Origin of the sequence: Bacillus sp. SB49 (assembly GCF_000469135.2) — a bacterium.
GTDB lineage: Bacteria > Bacillota > Bacilli > Bacillales > Halobacillaceae > Halobacillus.
The window spans coordinates 1,944,211-1,958,945 of record NZ_CP048117.1 but is presented as its reverse complement, the minus strand read 5'-3'; the positions used below and the strand labels follow the sequence as shown (position 1 = coordinate 1,958,945).

At 46.5% G+C, this 14,735-nt stretch carries 17 protein-coding genes; 16 read left to right on the top strand and 1 reads right to left on the bottom strand.

Annotation, left to right across the window (positions count from 1 at the left end):
• Window positions 1-23 precede the first annotated feature (23 nt).
• The 4 genes from M662_RS10270 to M662_RS10255 all read left to right on the top strand — a co-directional run bounded on the left by M662_RS10270 (window position 24) and on the right by M662_RS10255 (window position 3,070).
• Window positions 24-923: a menaquinol-cytochrome c reductase cytochrome b/c subunit gene (locus M662_RS10270; protein WP_008638533.1), complete on the top strand. Its 900-nt coding sequence runs from the start codon at window positions 24-26 to the stop codon at window positions 921-923.
• Between the two features lie 69 nt (window positions 924-992).
• Complete coding sequence (locus M662_RS10265; protein ID WP_008638531.1) at window positions 993-1,577, top strand: lipoprotein heptaprenylglyceryl N-acetyltransferase LhaT; 585 nt, start codon at window positions 993-995, stop codon at window positions 1,575-1,577.
• A 56-nt stretch (window positions 1,578-1,633) separates the two neighbouring features.
• Window positions 1,634-2,332 (top strand): hypothetical protein, encoded by a 699-nt coding sequence (locus tag M662_RS10260; protein ID WP_026577360.1) that lies wholly within the window; start codon window positions 1,634-1,636, stop codon window positions 2,330-2,332.
• A gap of 63 nt (window positions 2,333-2,395) precedes the next feature.
• A complete protein-coding gene (locus M662_RS10255; protein WP_008638529.1) occupies window positions 2,396-3,070 on the top strand; it encodes a zinc metallopeptidase in 675 nt (224 codons plus the stop codon).
• Between the two features lie 39 nt (window positions 3,071-3,109).
• Here the strand turns inward: M662_RS10255 and M662_RS10250 are convergent, their stop codons facing one another.
• Complete coding sequence (locus M662_RS10250; RefSeq protein WP_035387989.1) at window positions 3,110-4,009, bottom strand: YitT family protein; 900 nt, start codon at window positions 4,007-4,009, stop codon at window positions 3,110-3,112.
• A gap of 129 nt (window positions 4,010-4,138) precedes the next feature.
• On the opposite strand from M662_RS10250, the gene M662_RS10245 reads away from it, so the two are divergent.
• The 12 genes from M662_RS10245 (at window position 4,139) to M662_RS10190 (ending at window position 14,735) form a co-directional block, all read left to right on the top strand.
• Window positions 4,139-4,483, top strand: coding sequence for a nucleotide pyrophosphohydrolase (locus M662_RS10245; protein ID WP_008638527.1), 345 nt, complete (start codon window positions 4,139-4,141; stop codon window positions 4,481-4,483).
• Entirely contained in the window at window positions 4,476-5,276 is an 801-nt protein-coding gene (gene dapB / locus M662_RS10240) for a 4-hydroxy-tetrahydrodipicolinate reductase (RefSeq protein WP_026577361.1), read from the top strand. The genes M662_RS10245 and dapB overlap by 8 nt, the downstream gene beginning before the upstream one ends.
• Window positions 5,277-5,294: 18 nt before the next feature.
• Window positions 5,295-5,708, top strand: coding sequence for a methylglyoxal synthase (mgsA, locus tag M662_RS10235; RefSeq protein WP_008638525.1), 414 nt, complete (start codon window positions 5,295-5,297; stop codon window positions 5,706-5,708).
• Between the two features lie 7 nt (window positions 5,709-5,715).
• A complete protein-coding gene (gene bshA, locus M662_RS10230) occupies window positions 5,716-6,843 on the top strand; it encodes an N-acetyl-alpha-D-glucosaminyl L-malate synthase BshA (protein WP_008638524.1) in 1,128 nt (375 codons plus the stop codon).
• On the top strand, window positions 6,836-8,041 hold the full coding sequence (locus M662_RS10225) for a CCA tRNA nucleotidyltransferase (protein ID WP_026577362.1): 1,206 nt from the start codon (window positions 6,836-6,838) through the stop codon (window positions 8,039-8,041). The genes bshA and M662_RS10225 overlap by 8 nt, the downstream gene beginning before the upstream one ends.
• Complete coding sequence (locus M662_RS10220; RefSeq protein WP_035387990.1) at window positions 8,017-9,009, top strand: biotin--[acetyl-CoA-carboxylase] ligase; 993 nt, start codon at window positions 8,017-8,019, stop codon at window positions 9,007-9,009. Before M662_RS10225 ends, M662_RS10220 begins: the two co-directional genes overlap by 25 nt.
• Complete coding sequence (gene panB, locus M662_RS10215) at window positions 9,002-9,823, top strand: 3-methyl-2-oxobutanoate hydroxymethyltransferase (protein WP_026577364.1); 822 nt, start codon at window positions 9,002-9,004, stop codon at window positions 9,821-9,823. The genes M662_RS10220 and panB overlap by 8 nt, the downstream gene beginning before the upstream one ends.
• Window positions 9,824-9,834: 11 nt before the next feature.
• Window positions 9,835-10,689 (top strand): pantoate--beta-alanine ligase, encoded by an 855-nt coding sequence (gene panC / locus M662_RS10210; RefSeq protein WP_008638516.1) that lies wholly within the window; start codon window positions 9,835-9,837, stop codon window positions 10,687-10,689.
• Window positions 10,690-10,714: 25 nt separating this feature from the next.
• Window positions 10,715-11,104, top strand: a complete 390-nt coding sequence (gene panD, locus M662_RS10205; RefSeq protein ID WP_026577365.1) for an aspartate 1-decarboxylase — start codon at window positions 10,715-10,717, stop codon at window positions 11,102-11,104.
• A gap of 84 nt (window positions 11,105-11,188) precedes the next feature.
• Window positions 11,189-13,987: an ATP-dependent DNA helicase DinG gene (gene dinG, locus M662_RS10200; RefSeq protein ID WP_026577366.1), complete on the top strand. Its 2,799-nt coding sequence runs from the start codon at window positions 11,189-11,191 to the stop codon at window positions 13,985-13,987.
• 87 nt (window positions 13,988-14,074) lie between these two features.
• Entirely contained in the window at window positions 14,075-14,245 is a 171-nt protein-coding gene (locus tag M662_RS10195; protein ID WP_008638509.1) for a YpmA family protein, read from the top strand.
• Window positions 14,199-14,735 (top strand): cell wall elongation regulator TseB-like domain-containing protein, encoded by a 537-nt coding sequence (locus tag M662_RS10190; RefSeq protein ID WP_235601464.1) that lies wholly within the window; start codon window positions 14,199-14,201, stop codon window positions 14,733-14,735. The genes M662_RS10195 and M662_RS10190 overlap by 47 nt, the downstream gene beginning before the upstream one ends.

The window sequence follows — 14,735 nt, the reverse complement described above, 5'->3', positions numbered from 1 at the left end:
TTTATTAAAAAGGAGGGATAGCTGTGCATAGGGGAAAAGGGATGAAGTTTGTCGGTGATTCACGTGTCACTGCCGAGAAGAAAGCCAACCTGCCTAAAGATTATTCCGAGTATCCCGGTCGTACGGAAGCTTTCTGGCCGAACTTCCTTTTAAAGGAATGGCTCGTCGGATCCGTCTTCCTTATCGGCTTTTTGATATTGACGGCTGCTCACCCGTCACCGCTCGAGCAGCAGGCAGACCCGAACAACGCTGGTTATATTCCTCTGCCTGACTGGTATTTCCTGTTTTTATACCAATTCTTGAAGTATCAGTACGCAGGCGGAGATTATATTGTGATCGGAGCAATCGTCATACCCGGTCTTGCTTTCGGAGCACTGCTCCTCGCGCCATTTCTTGACCGCGGACCTGAACGTCGTCCACATAAACGCCCGATCGCTGTCGGGCTGATGCTCATCGGATTCATTGCTACGTTCTGGCTGACATATGAATCTGTTACGCATGCCGATTACGAGATGCGTGCGGAGAAATATGGTGTTAATATAGAAGCAGTCGAGTCAACGATTGACAAATCAGATCCGGGCTATGCCGTGTACGAAGCGAACTGCCTGAGCTGTCACGGAGACGCGCTTCAAGGGCAGGGGAACTACCCTTCCCTCATTGATGCGGAGCTGACGGTGGATCAGGTGAAAGACATCGCCGTTAACGGTAAAGGCGAAATGCCTGCTGGTATTTTCGGCGGCACGGATGAAGAACTGCAGCAGCTCGCTGAGTTTGTCGTTTCTGCCGGTTCCGGTGAAGGCGGCGGATCGGAGGAAGAAGGATCTGCTGAAGAAGATGCAGCGGAGTCGGAGGAAGGTGCGGATGACGCTTCTGAAGAAGAAGGATCCGCTGATTCTGAAGAGGCTGCAGAGGAAGAATCATAACTAAAGAACCGATCTTTTCGCCGCGCTTATATAAGCGCGGCTTCATCTATGTAAGGAGGCACCACGAACATGAGAAGTCTTATTTCCTATGTATTAACGAGTCGTTCTTTTCTTATCCTTTTATTTGTAGTTAATTTATTCGGAACGATTTATGGATTTATTTGGTACGAACCACAGTTGTCCATCACAGAACCTAAGTTCCTGCTTTTCGTTCCTGACAGTCCTACAGCAAGTATGTTCTTTACCATTTTTCTTGGGTTTTATCTTTTCGGGCGAAACGTCCCGTATATAGAGGCCCTTGCGCTTATTACCTTAATGAAGTACGGTGTCTGGGCTGTCATCATGAATATACTGACGATGATGGAATATGGTTCCCTGCCGTGGACGGGATATATGTTGATCATTTCTCACAGCGCTATGGCTGTTCAGGGAGTTCTGTATGCCCCGTATTACGCAATTCAGCTCAGACACCTGGCTTTCGCCGCTGTGTGGACACTCCATAATGACGTCATTGATTATGTTTTTGAACAAATGCCGATTTATCCGGCAATTGTCGAACATATGAATGAAATTGGCTATTTTACGTTTTGGCTGAGCATTTTGTGCATAACACTCGCATACATACTGACGCAAAGGCATAAACCAACGGTCTAAAAAGCTCTTCTCTCACATACGTTTTAATTAAGACTTCAGTGGGAGGGGAGAGCTGGATGGGACGGGCATGGAGCATAATATTAATCGCTTCCCTTATCTTTTTATTTCCGGTGGCTGTTCATGGAGAGAAAACGGTGGATCTTTCTGTTTCTTTAGACGGTTTTGTGGAGCAGTATGAACGGTTAGTCTACGACGGGAAAGAGGAGCTTGCGGAAGAGCTCTTGTATAACCGTTTCGCTGATATGGAAAACTATATGAAGACAAGATCTATGGAAGAACAGTTCGTTTGGTCCACAGTCCTGGATCGCGTTAACAAAAGGATGTCCGCTGAGGAACTGAAAACGATCGTTAAAGCTTTTGAAACCCTCTCTTCCCAAAAGTCCGGATCTGATATGGATATGATGGAAGAACTTCATTCGTTTGCAGATCGTGCTTCAGACCTGAATATTCCGGCAGCTGTCCTTACGTATGAATGGGAAATGCACCGTCCTTATTACGAAGAGATCCTGGGGCAGGAGTCCGTCTCCATCATTACCAACAGCTTAAGCAGTATGACAGGTGGGAGTATGTCGGCAAGGGAGAAGCTGTTGGCTGAGCTTAACTATATAAAAGCAGAGTCTCCCAAAGAAGACGGGTTCATGCTTGCGATTGGCGTTGTCGGTGGATCGATCCTTGTCACCTTAACCTATGTCGCCATTCGGAAACACCCCTCACGTTCAAAAAATAGACACAACCTTAGAAGGCAAAACAGTTGATTTTGTCCGACATTTTGACTAAAATTGACCTAAGCTAATACATCCAAGATGGAGGAGTGAACCATGAGTTTTCTCATTTATTTCGCCCTGATTCTGATCATTCCGATCTGGGCCCAGTCTAAAGTTAAAAGTACGTACAAAAAATACTCAAAAGTACCGACATCATCCGCTATGTCCGGAGCAGAAGTCGCACGAAAGATATTAGATGACAACGGTTTGTATAATGTCGCTGTCGAAGAAGTACGTGGACAGCTGACAGACCATTATGATCCACGTTCGAAAGTTATCCGTCTGTCCACAGATAATTTTCATGGACGTTCCGCTGCAGGCGCTGCTGTTGCCGCTCACGAAGTAGGGCATGCCATCCAGGACGCTCAGGATTACGCGTTCCTGCGTTTCAGAAGCGCGCTTGTACCTGTGGCGAGTTTCGGTTCCAACATCTCCATCTTCTTAATTATCGGTGGTTTTCTTCTTGGTATGATGCAGCTTGCTGTTGTGGGGATCATCTTCTTCGCAGCTGCCGTGTTGTTCCAATTGGTCACGCTGCCGGTCGAATTTGACGCATCAAATAGAGCGATGAGTCAACTCGTTTCCACCGGCATTATCCGTAATGATGAAGAACGGAAGACGAAGAAAGTATTGAATGCTGCTGCGATGACTTACGTCGCTGCTGCACTGGTCGCACTCGCTGAATTGCTGCGATTCGTCTTCATGTTCGTAGGTATGAACGAAGAATAAAACGAACCCCCTCGGATCCCGAGGGGGTTTTTTGTGTTTTTATTCAATAGGATTTTTATTCTCATCCAAGGTGAATCCTTCTCCCATGACATCGTGTACATGATTGACTGCGACGAAGGCGTGCGGATCAATGTGGTCTATGATTGATTTCAACCGTACGATTTCGTTTTTGGCAATGACGCAGTACAGGACATCGCGCTTGGCGCCAGAGAATGAACCCCGGCCTTCCAGTACCGTTACACCTCTGTCCATTTCTTCCATGACACGTTTCGATATTTCCTCGCTTTTCTCGGAAATAATGGTCGTCCCTCTTGCAGCATAGGCACCTTCCTGGATGAAATCAATGACCCTGGCACCTATGAACACGGCCAGTAGAGTGTACATGCCGCGGATATGGTCCAGGTAAGTAAGGATCGAGACAAGGATGACGACCGCGTCGAAGGCGAACATTGCCCGTCCCATACTCCAGCCGAAATATTTATTAATCAGGCGGGCAATGATATCCACCCCTCCGGTCGTTCCCCCGTATCGAAAGATGATTCCGAGCCCAATTCCTATGAAAACCCCTGCAAATAAAGCCGCAAGTGTCATATCAGACGATAAAGGGATATCGATCATATACAATTGGGAAATTTTAATGAAGACGGATACAGCGACGATACCGATTAAAGAGTAGTAAAACGTGACTCTCCCCAAGCTCTTCCAACCAATGATAAGGACTGGAATGTTGAGCACAATATTCATGACGGCCGGGTCCCAATTAAACAGATAAAGAAGGAGCAGAGTAATCCCTGTGAAACCACCTTCTCCAAGCTGATTCTGAATATTAAAGTGGACCAGCCCAAATGAGAAGACAGCGGAACCGATCAAAATAAACAGGATGTTCTTCAAGCGCAAACCGAAAACTTTCAAACGACCACCTCCATAAAATCTGTCCATTTTCCATTATAGTTATAGTGTCGACAGCCGGCAATAGTGTATGGTCTTGTAGAAAAGCTAAATGATTTGTCAAAAGCCGTCCTATTGGCTAACATTTAGAGAGAGTTTATACTAGAAAAGAGGGGTTTCATGGGCAATTACACGACGAATGATATTCAGGAACGTGTGGACCGTTACATATCGCAATTCAAAGAGGGCTATTTTTCGCCGCTTGCTCTTCAGGCACGATTAACGGAAGAGGTCGGAGAGATGGCGAGGGAGATTAACCACAGGTACGGAGAAAAGCCAAAAAAAGAGACGGAAGCGGATAAAGCACTGGAAGAAGAGCTTGGAGATGTACTTTTCGTATTGACTTGCTTCGCCAACTCTCTAGATATGGATTTGTCAGAAGCGTTTGAACGATCCATGAGTAAAATCGAGACGAGAGACAAAGATAGATGGACAAGAAAAGAAGGGAGTTCTGGACATGAATGAAATCAAAGTAATCGTTGCAGGACCGCGTGGCAAGATGGGGAAAGAAGCTTTGCAAATGATTGAAAAAGAGGAATCGCTCATCCTTGCTGCCTGTATCGATCGTAAGAATGACGGCATGCGGGTAAAAGAGATTAAAGGACTGACTGAATCGGAAGCGCTTATTTACACCGATGCGGCCGTCTGCCTCGCAGAAACAGATGCGGACGTACTTGTGGATCTGACAACGCCTGAAAACGGGTATAAGCACACGAAGCTGGCGCTGGAGAACGGTGTACGTCCGGTTGTAGGAACAACAGGCTTCACGGAAGAGGAGCTCCGCGAACTTACGGCGCTTGCAGAAAAGAATAAAATTGGTGCGGTCATCGCTCCAAACTTTGCCATTGGAGCAGTTTTGATGATGCAGTTCTCTAAATGGGCGGCCAAATATTTCCCTGATGTGGAAATTATCGAAAAGCACCATGATCAAAAACTTGATGCACCTTCAGGGACGGCATTGAAAACGGCGGAGCTCATTAAAGAAGTGAGAGAGGCTCACAAACAGGGACATCCGGAAGAAAAGGAAACGCTGCCTGGTGCCAGAGGAGCAGATGTTGAAGGTATGAGGATACATAGTATGCGCCTGCCGGGCCTTGTGGCGCATCAGGAGGTGACTTTTGGAGGGCTTGGAGAGACGCTTACCGTCAAGCATGATTCCATACATCGGGAATCTTTCATGAGTGGTGTTAAACTTGCCTCCGAAAAGGTAATGGAACTGGATATGCTTGTGTACGGTTTAGAGCATTTACTTGACTGAAGAGAGGGAGAAGGACAGATGAAAATCGCGTTGATCGCTCACGACAAGAAAAAGAAAGATATTATAGAGTTTGCGGACCGATACAAAGAGGTTTTAAAGAAACATGATCTTTATGCGACAGGGACGACCGGGATGCAGATCCATAGTGAAACAGGACTTGAAATTACACGTTTCCAGTCCGGACCCCTTGGTGGCGACCAGCAGATCGGTGCGAAAATTGCGGATGAAGACATGCATATGGTTTTGTTTTTCCGCGACCCTTTGACAGCTCAGCCGCATGAACCGGATATAAGCGCTCTTCTACGTCTTTGTGATGTTCACCAAATTCCCGTAGCAACGAACCGAGCAGGGGCAGACATTATGATCCGTGCGCTCGACCATGAAGACTTTGAGTGGAAAAGCATCATAGAACACAACAGAAAACAGGAGTGAGCAGGTAATGGCTAAAATAGGAATCACATGTTATCCCACGGTTGGTGGCTCGGGGGTAATTGCGACAGAGTTAGGTAAACTTCTGGCAGAAGAAGGCCATGAAATCCATTTTGTCGCATCTCAGGTCCCCTTCCGGCTGAACAGGGTGTATCCCAATATTTACTACCACGAGGTGGAGGTCAGTAATTATCCCGTTTTTCAACATCCACCCTATGATTTAGCGCTGGCTGCCAAAATGGCCGATGTTATAAACAGGGAAGAATTGGATATCCTTCACGTTCATTATGCCATGCCGCATGCCATTTGTGCTATTTTAGCCAAACAAATGTGTCAACGGGATGTTAAGATTATTACCACGCTGCATGGAACGGATATTACGGTACTCGGTATTGATTCCGCTTTAAAACAGATGATTAAATTTGGTATTGAAGCGTCCGATCGAGTAACAGCCGTCTCCCACAGCCTTGTGGAGCAAACGAAAGAAATGATTCAGACAGACCGTAATATCGACGTCATCTATAACTTCGTAGATGAACGGGAATATCATAGAAAAGACAATTTCGGCTTGAGAGAACAGTATGGGATTAAAGAAGATGAGTCCGTTCTCATTCACATCTCAAACTTTAGAAAAGTCAAACGTGTACAGGATGTCATACACACCTTTGCTGAAGTGGCAGCGGAACGTCCGGCTAAACTGCTTCTTGTAGGGGACGGTCCCGAGTATTCCGACTGTCACCAGCTCGTCAGAGAGTATGAATTGGAAGAACAGGTCCTTTTCCTTGGAAAACAGGATAACGTCAGTGACCTGCTTTCCATTTCCGACCTTAAATTGCTCCTGTCAGAAAAAGAAAGTTTCGGGCTTGTTCTTTTGGAAGCGATGGCGTGCGGGGTACCTTGCATCGGTACCAATGTCGGGGGTATACCGGAAGTGATCACCCATGGTGAAGCCGGCTATGTGACGGAACTTGGAAATATCGAGCAGATCGCGCACTTCGCCAACAGAATTCTGGAAGACCGCGAGCTTCATCGATCCATGTCAAAGGAAGCAAAGCGGCTGGCTCAAGAGAAGTTTGCAACGAAAACGATACTTAGACAGTACGAAAACCTCTATGAACAGGTGTTGAAGGATGAGTAGGAATTCTATTTTCCGTGAGGCATTCGAGGTTTTGGCTGAAATAGAAGCGGCTGGAGGAGAAGCCTATGTCGTTGGAGGCGCAGTCAGGGACTATTTGAGTGGTCGTCCTGTAGGGGACATCGATATAGCATCATCAGAACCACCGGAACGGATTCAGGAGATTTTCGACAAAGTGATACCGGTCGGCGTCGAACACGGAACGGTCATCGTCCGCTACCGATCTGAATCTTATGAGGTGACAACGTACCGTAAAGAAGCAACCTATTCCGATTTTCGGCATCCGGATGAAGTGACGTTCGTGCGCTCCATTTCCGACGATCTTGCCCGCAGGGATTTCACAATTAATGCTATGGCAATGGATCGACATGGAACAATAATAGATCCATTCAACGGGAGAGAAGCTGTAGACGCTAAACGGATTGAGGCTGTTGGAGATCCTGTCCAGCGTTTTCGGGAGGACCCTTTACGGATGATGAGGGCTGCCCGTTTTCACAGTCAGCTTTTGTATACGCTCGATAAGAAAACAGAGGATGCATTGAAGAAAGAAGCATCGATGCTCCGTCACATATCCATTGAGCGAATTGCGGAAGAAATGAGAAAGCTGTACGCCGGAGAAGGTTATAAAGAATCGTTGCAGCTGTTGGAGCGTACCAGCCTTAAGCAGGAGCTTCCAATCCTTCATGGTATGGAACTTTCTACTATTATCCCTTCAGGCAGGCTTGTCAGCTGGGGGGAATTGGCGGCATTTCTATGTTTGAGGTCTTCAGAATGCACACCGGCAACATTCGTCAAACAGTGGAAACTCTCTAACCGGATCCGCCGGGAAGCAGACCAATTGACGGAGGCTTTTTGCACTTATCAGGAGCAGAACGCCATCCGCCCCTGGCTCGTGTACCGTCTTCCTTTCGAGTTGTTTCCATCTTTCAGTAGACTGGCAGCGGCAGAGGGGACGGCACAGGAGCAAAAGGTATTATCCGATCTCCATGCTCTTTATGAAGAACTCCCAATTAAAACGCTGAAGGAAGCAGCTTTTCAAGCGGAAGATCTAATTGCAATGTTCCCGGACAAAAAAAGAGGGCCGTGGATTGCAGATAAGATGAAAGCGATGGAGTACGAGATTGTTACAGGTAAATTGAAAAATGAATACGACGCGATAAAGGAGTGGGCTGTGTCATGGAATCCACCCGTAAACGACTGATCCGTCTGCTGGATCAAAAAGAGGGCTACATTTCCGGTCAGGAGCTTTCCGAGCAGCTGGCCATATCAAGGACTGCTGTTTGGAAGCATATGAACGAATTGAAGAATGACGGATACGAAATTGAAGCGGTGCAGAAAAAGGGATATAAAATTGTTTCGTCGCCGGATAAGATCAGCGGCAATACCCTCCAATGGGGACTTGATACCAAATGGCTTGGTCATGAACTGCATCATTATGATCAAGTGGAGTCCACGCAGGACGTCATACATCAAATGGCTAAACAAGGAAAACCTCATGGTACGGTTGTGATCGCGGATGAGCAGGTGAAAGGAAAAGGACGGATGGCTAGAAATTGGTATTCTCCGAAAGGGAAGGGGATATGGATGAGTATCCTTCTAAGACCCGATCTCCCACCTGTACAGGCACCACAGCTGACTTTGCTTGCAGCAACCGTGTTGGCTAAGATGGTCGCCGAACGATCCGGTCTTGAGCCGAAAATCAAATGGCCGAACGATCTTCTGATTAATCATAAGAAGGTGTCCGGTATACTAACCGAGATGCAGGCGGAACAGGATACAATCCAGTATATCGTTCTCGGGATGGGGATGAACGTCAACCAAAGTAGGGAAGAAATACCGGAAGAACTTCATCATAAAGCGACATCACTGCGAGTGGAAGCAGGAGAGGAATGGGACATTCAAACCACCATCCAGCATATTCTGCACTTGTTGGAACAGTCATACGAAGAGTTCCTGAAGTTTGGGTTCGACCGTGTCAAAAAAGAGTGGGAGCATTATGGATACCGGATCGGGCAGGATGTGACCATTTCTACGATGAAGCGGACGTGGGAGGCAGTCCTTGTCGGCATAGAACCGGATGGAGCTCTGCTGGCCAGAGACAAGGAAGGAAAAGAAGAAAAACTTTATTCCGCTGAAATTCATTGGGGAAAGGGAGGTTATCATGCTTAAAAAAAGTCATTTTCTGCAGATGAAGAAAAGTCAGGAGAAGATCGCCATGGTTACAAGCTATGACTACCCTTCCGCTAAGATGGCGGAAGATGCCGGTTCCGATATGATCTTAATCGGAGACAGCTTGGGGATGACCGTCCTTGGCTATGATTCTACAATTCCAGTAACGATGGATGATATGATCCACCACGGAAGGGCCGTAGCCCGTGGTGCAAAAGATACATTCAAAGTAATCGATATGCCGTTTATGTCTTACCACATTTCTAAGGAAGATACGTTGAGAAATGCCAAACGGTTATATCAAGAGTCGGGCGCACAGGCGCTGAAGCTTGAAGGCAGCGGGGAAGTGTCGGAAGCGATGAAACTTCTCATCCGAGCAGGAATCCCCGTAGTCGGGCACATTGGGCTTACTCCTCAGTCGGTCAACGTTCTCGGCGGCTACAAAGTCCAAGGGAAAAATTCACAGGATGCTTCCCGTATACTCGAGGAAGCTTTGGAGATTGAATCAGCAGGTGCAATGGCTCTTGTACTGGAGTGCGTGCCGCGGCAGCTTGCAGCGTTCATCACGGCTAAACTCTCCATACCTACAATCGGTATCGGGGCAGGGGTGGATTGTGACGGTCAGGTCCTTGTCTATCATGACCTGCTCCAGTACGGAGTGACACGCCTTCCTAAATTTGTGAAGTCCTATATGGACAGCAATCAGATTCTTGGAGAAGCGCTCCATTCCTATGTGACGGAAGTGAAAGAAAAAACGTTTCCAGAAGAGAAACATACATATACGATGGATGTTTCGGACTTACCGGAAGATTAAGGAGAAGCAGTATGGATGTTTTGAATCGAATCAGTGACGTGCAGTCGAAGGTGGAAGGTTTTGTTAAGAAAGGGAAGACCATCGGGTTCGTTCCGACGATGGGTTATCTGCATGAAGGACACCTACGTCTTTTGCAGAAGGCAAGGGAAGAAAACGATATCGTCCTGTTGAGCATTTTCGTAAACCCACTTCAATTTAATGAAGCGGAAGACCTTGCCGGTTATCCTCGGAATGAAGAGCGCGATGCAGCTCTGGCTGCAGAAGCCGGTGTCGATCTGTTATTTATGCCAACCCCGGAAACCATGTATCCCGAAACACCTTCCATTCGAATGGAAGTGACAAAACGGACGGATGTCTTATGTGGAAAATCCCGTCCCGGGCACTTTGACGGAGTGGTGACCGTCCTTACAAAGCTGTTTCATATTGCAAGGCCTACAAAAGCATATTTTGGAATGAAGGACGCCCAGCAGTATGCAGTGGTGGATGCACTCGTCCATGATTTTAACTTCCCGATACAATTGGTTCCAGTTCCAACGGTGCGGGAGAAAGATGGGCTTGCGAAAAGCAGCAGAAATGTTAATCTTTCGGAAGTGGAAAGGCAGGAAGCCCCAGCTATCTATCAAGCCCTCCTGAAAGGCAAAGAAATGATATTGAACGGCGAGGTGGAAAGTGCTCCTGTGCTGAATGCAGTCCAGGAGTTTCTTGAGAAACGAACTCGTGGTAAGATAGATTATATTGAATTATTGTCCTATCCGGAACTGGAGCCGGTTAAGGCTGTTAACAGACAGGTTATACTTGCGGCGGCAGTCTTTTATGACCAGGCACGTTTGATCGATAATATTGTTTTTCGACCGGACCGGGGATAAGGACAGGAACCAGGGGGAACAGAGCATGCTTCGAACGATGATGAAAGCCAAAATACATCGGGCCCGCGTAACGGAAGCGAACTTAAATTACGTCGGCAGTATTACGATTGACCATGATTTGTTGGATGCCGTCGGGATCTTGCCACATGAAAAGGTCCAGGTGGTGAATAATAACAATGGAGCCAGATTGGAAACCTATGTAATTGCTGGAGAGCGCGGATCGGGTGTGATTTGTTTGAACGGGGCGGCGGCAAGGCTTGTTCAAAAAGATGATATTGTAATTATCGTAGCTTATGCGATGCTTTCGGAAGAGGAGCTAAGCAGCTTCCGTCCGAAAATCGCGTTAATGGATGCGGATAACCAGATTCAACAAGTAGTGGATGAAGAGCCACCGTTACAGGCAATACCTTTATGAACAGATACCAGGAAGAACATGGGATCTTTGCCGATTAAGATAGGTGAGGGTCCTTGCTTTTTGTGAACGAAAGTAGGGGATGACATGACTACATTTGCAATCGTAGATTTAGAAACAACAGGAAACGCAGCTTCTAAAGGGGACCGGATTATCGAGATAGGGGTCGTGGTCGTCACGGAAGAGGGAAGAACGTTGGAGGAATTCTCCTCCCTTGTTTATCCAGAAAGAGAGATCCCTCCTTTTGTATCTTCCCTGACAGGAATTAAGGAAGAGGATGTCCTGGAAGCCCCGCTGTTTTCAGAAATTGCAGAGGATATTCATCCTCTTTTTGACCATGCCTACATAGTAGCGCACAATATTGAGTTCGATTTAGGCTTCCTTAACGACGAATTTAAACGATGCGGACTTCCGCCACTACATAACCCGATCATCGACACGGTGGAGTTCGCCAGACTTATGCTTCCCACATCCCCGACATTCAAATTGGGTCAGCTGGCTGAACGTCTTGGATTAGGGCATGACCGCCCTCACAGAGCACTATCCGATGCTCAGGTAACATCTGATTTACTGCTCTATTTATTGGGGCAAATGGAGGGTTTACCTGAAAAGACGCTCGACCACCTTTTAAAGGTGGAACCAAAGCTTAAAAGTGATTTTCGGCCGTTTTTAATAAAATATATGGAAGGTAAGCGGTACGGACGAACTGTTAGTCGGGAATTCGACATCCATCACGGGATTCCCATCCGGAAACAGCTGCAGCGGAGCACCGATGTTTCTGGAACGCGCCTTCTGGATTTCCGTAATTGGAAGAACCAGGTCTACGAAGGGAATGAAGGATTGAAGAGCATCGTTCAGGGTTATGAAAACCGTGCTGGTCAAAAGGAGATGACCGACCACGTTTATCGTGCGCTGGAGAATAAGAGGCACGCGATTATAGAAGCCGGGACTGGGACGGGAAAATCCGTTGCTTATCTGCTTGCTTCTGCCTTTCATGCCTTAAAAGAAGAGAAACGAGTTGTCATCACAACGTACACGACCTCCCTTCAAAAGCAGCTGCTTGAAGATGAAATCCCTAAAATTGAACGGATGTTTCCAAGGCCTCTGAAAGCCGTTCTCTATAAAGGTAAAGGGCATTATATCAGTCTCGTTCATTTTCGTTATGAACTGGAGCATTCGAGTCAGGACAACTATGATATTGCGCTTACTAAAGGGATGATTCTCGTATGGCTGACACGGACGCGCACTGGTGATGTAGATGAAATTCAACTCCCTTCCAATGGAAGACAGTTTTGGCATAAAGTTTCCGCTGAGCAGTCATCGAAGAATGTGCAATTGGGCTACATAGATGATTCCTTCTTTCAATGGGCGCAGAAAAGGGCTTTGGAAGCGGATTTGATCATTACGAACCATGCTTTGTTTTGTATGGATATGGTCAGGGAAGACCCTGTGTTACCGGAATATTCGTGCGCTGTCGTCGATGAAGCCCACCACTTGGAGTCGGTGGCAAACCGCTATTTCGGAGTTCGGATGGATTACAAAGAACTGCAGCGTCATTTGAGTCAATGCGGGGAGATATTCCAAAAGGGCATGTACCGACCGTGGAAGCTTCCAACCGGCTTTTCTCAACACTTGCGTAAAGGCCAGTACGCTGTCGATGAGGCCAAAGAGGAATTGAGTCAGCTGTCCAAATATATACACCAGAATGTAAAAAAAGAGAAGCGCTCCGATAAGGGAAGAAGCGATGTAGGAAGAATGCAGTTTCTGCTGCAGCCTTCGGCATTGCCGTCTTTTATTACAACAGCGAAAGAAATGTCTCATCGTTTTCTTGCTGCCGTTCAGAAAATGGTCGTTCAAATGTCAGCTATGGAAGAGAAACTAGCCACTCTTCTTTCCTTGAAAGAAGATAATGGCATTCCTGTGGTCATTACTCGGATACAAACCCAGCTGGAATTGTGCAGGACGGTCCGTTTAGAGCTGATTCATTATTTCGACTTGGACCAAGACGAAGTGAAATGGATTGAAATTGAAGGGGAAGGTGCGGCAAACTCCATCTATCTTTTCAGTGAGCCATTTGACGTAGCCGGGTTACTCCAAAGGAAATTGTTCCATAAAAAAGAGAGTGTCGTTTTAACGAGTGCGACGCTCGCCACCGATCATTCCTTTGACTATATGAGGCATTCCCTTGGATTGGATTTAAAGGAAACCATGGAAGTCCAGATTCCTTCTCCTTACGATTACCGCAACCAAGTTCAAGTAATGGTACCGAACGATTTCCCAAGTGTAAAAGACGATCCTGAATCGTTCATTGAAGCAATCAGTGAAGCCGTGTATTCTATCGCGCAGGTGACCAAAGGCAGGATGCTTGTCCTCTTCACCTCCTACGATATGTTGAAGAAGACCTACCTGCTGCTTAAAGAATTTATTGATCCCGAAGAATTCATGATTTTTGCTCAGGGTATTTCGAGTGGGAGTCGTGACAGGCTTAAGAAAAACTTCCAGGCGTTCGATCAATCGATTCTGCTCGGTACGAGTTCTTTCTGGGAAGGGGTGGACATCCCCGGTGATGATTTATCTTGCGTCATGATGGTCAAGCTGCCATTCCAACCGCCTGATCAGCCTGTGCAGGCGGTTCGGAAAGACCGTTTCAAGAAAGAAGGGAGAAACTCCTTCATGGAGAAATCTCTGCCAAACGCCATTATTCGATTCAAGCAGGGATTCGGTCGTTTAATTCGAAGTGACAGCGACAGAGGAATCATCTTCATCTGTGACCAGCGCCTTATGGAGGCCAAATATGGAAAACACTTCCTGGACTCGCTCCCGGAGGTGCCGGTAAGTTATCAATCCACACGTCAGCTCATTGATAAAATTGAAAATTGGTTGTAATAAGCGCAGAACAAATCAATAGAAACTGTTATAATGTAAGACGGGAAATTCAATACTGGTAATACAAAGTACCATGGAGGTTTGACGATGGACAAAAAAATTGAAACATTATCGACCGTCAGGATTCAGAAATCAGACGACCTATATAAAGTCGTCGATACCTTGAATCGGACATTAAAAGAAAATAATCTCATGTTTGGACTGGCTTTAGATGATGACGATGCTGAGACAGCAGTCTTCACGATTTACCGTACCTAAGTGGGTGTGGTTTTCTCTGACAGCTCTGGCGGTGGTTCTGCTTCTTGGTTTTTCCTTCCTTGTATGGATGTACACGAGCATCAGTCACGATAGAGAAGCTGGTCAGACAGAGGCGGAAGCTCTCGCATTAGCAGAGACGGACCTTGCAAATGTGGAGAATGTGTCAACCTACAACGGTAACATTCCTATCCATATCGTAAAGGGAAGTACAGAGAATGGCACAGAGCAACTTGCTTTTCTCGACCTTTCTGAAAAGAAGGTGCTGAAGGTGGAAGATATGAGTGGTCAAATATCTCCTGAAGCGATGAGACAACAGTGGCAGCAATCGTGTGCATCATGCCAATTCAAAGATATTCAATATGGATATGAAGAACAAGAACCAGTGTTTCAGCTCACGTATATAGATGAGCAGAACCGCTATGTATTCGACTATTTTACATTATCCGGCGATAATTTCGATCAACGTTTCGCCTTTAAACGAACCCAATAA

Excerpts from the sequence above, each read along its gene's own strand:
- M662_RS10265 (WP_008638531.1), top strand. The coding sequence starts at position 993 with ATGAGAAGTCTTATTTCCTATGTATTAACGAGTCGTTCTTTTCTTATC.
- M662_RS10245 (WP_008638527.1), top strand. The coding sequence starts at position 4,139 with ATGGGCAATTACACGACGAATGATATTCAGGAACGTGTGGACCGTTAC.
- M662_RS10260 (WP_026577360.1), top strand. The coding sequence starts at position 1,634 with ATGGGACGGGCATGGAGCATAATATTAATCGCTTCCCTTATCTTTTTA.
- M662_RS10250 (WP_035387989.1), bottom strand. The coding sequence starts at position 4,009 with ATGGACAGATTTTATGGAGGTGGTCGTTTGAAAGTTTTCGGTTTGCGC.
- M662_RS10195 (WP_008638509.1), top strand. The coding sequence starts at position 14,075 with ATGGACAAAAAAATTGAAACATTATCGACCGTCAGGATTCAGAAATCA.
- panC (WP_008638516.1), top strand. The coding sequence starts at position 9,835 with ATGGATGTTTTGAATCGAATCAGTGACGTGCAGTCGAAGGTGGAAGGT.
- M662_RS10225 (WP_026577362.1), top strand. The coding sequence starts at position 6,836 with ATGAGTAGGAATTCTATTTTCCGTGAGGCATTCGAGGTTTTGGCTGAA.
- bshA (WP_008638524.1), top strand. The coding sequence starts at position 5,716 with ATGGCTAAAATAGGAATCACATGTTATCCCACGGTTGGTGGCTCGGGG.
- panD (WP_026577365.1), top strand. The coding sequence starts at position 10,715 with ATGCTTCGAACGATGATGAAAGCCAAAATACATCGGGCCCGCGTAACG.
- dinG (WP_026577366.1), top strand. The coding sequence starts at position 11,189 with ATGACTACATTTGCAATCGTAGATTTAGAAACAACAGGAAACGCAGCT.
- M662_RS10220 (WP_035387990.1), top strand. The coding sequence starts at position 8,017 with ATGGAATCCACCCGTAAACGACTGATCCGTCTGCTGGATCAAAAAGAG.
- M662_RS10190 (WP_235601464.1), top strand. The coding sequence starts at position 14,199 with ATGATGACGATGCTGAGACAGCAGTCTTCACGATTTACCGTACCTAAG.
- panB (WP_026577364.1), top strand. The coding sequence starts at position 9,002 with ATGCTTAAAAAAAGTCATTTTCTGCAGATGAAGAAAAGTCAGGAGAAG.
- mgsA (WP_008638525.1), top strand. The coding sequence starts at position 5,295 with ATGAAAATCGCGTTGATCGCTCACGACAAGAAAAAGAAAGATATTATA.
- M662_RS10255 (WP_008638529.1), top strand. The coding sequence starts at position 2,396 with ATGAGTTTTCTCATTTATTTCGCCCTGATTCTGATCATTCCGATCTGG.
- dapB (WP_026577361.1), top strand. The coding sequence starts at position 4,476 with ATGAATGAAATCAAAGTAATCGTTGCAGGACCGCGTGGCAAGATGGGG.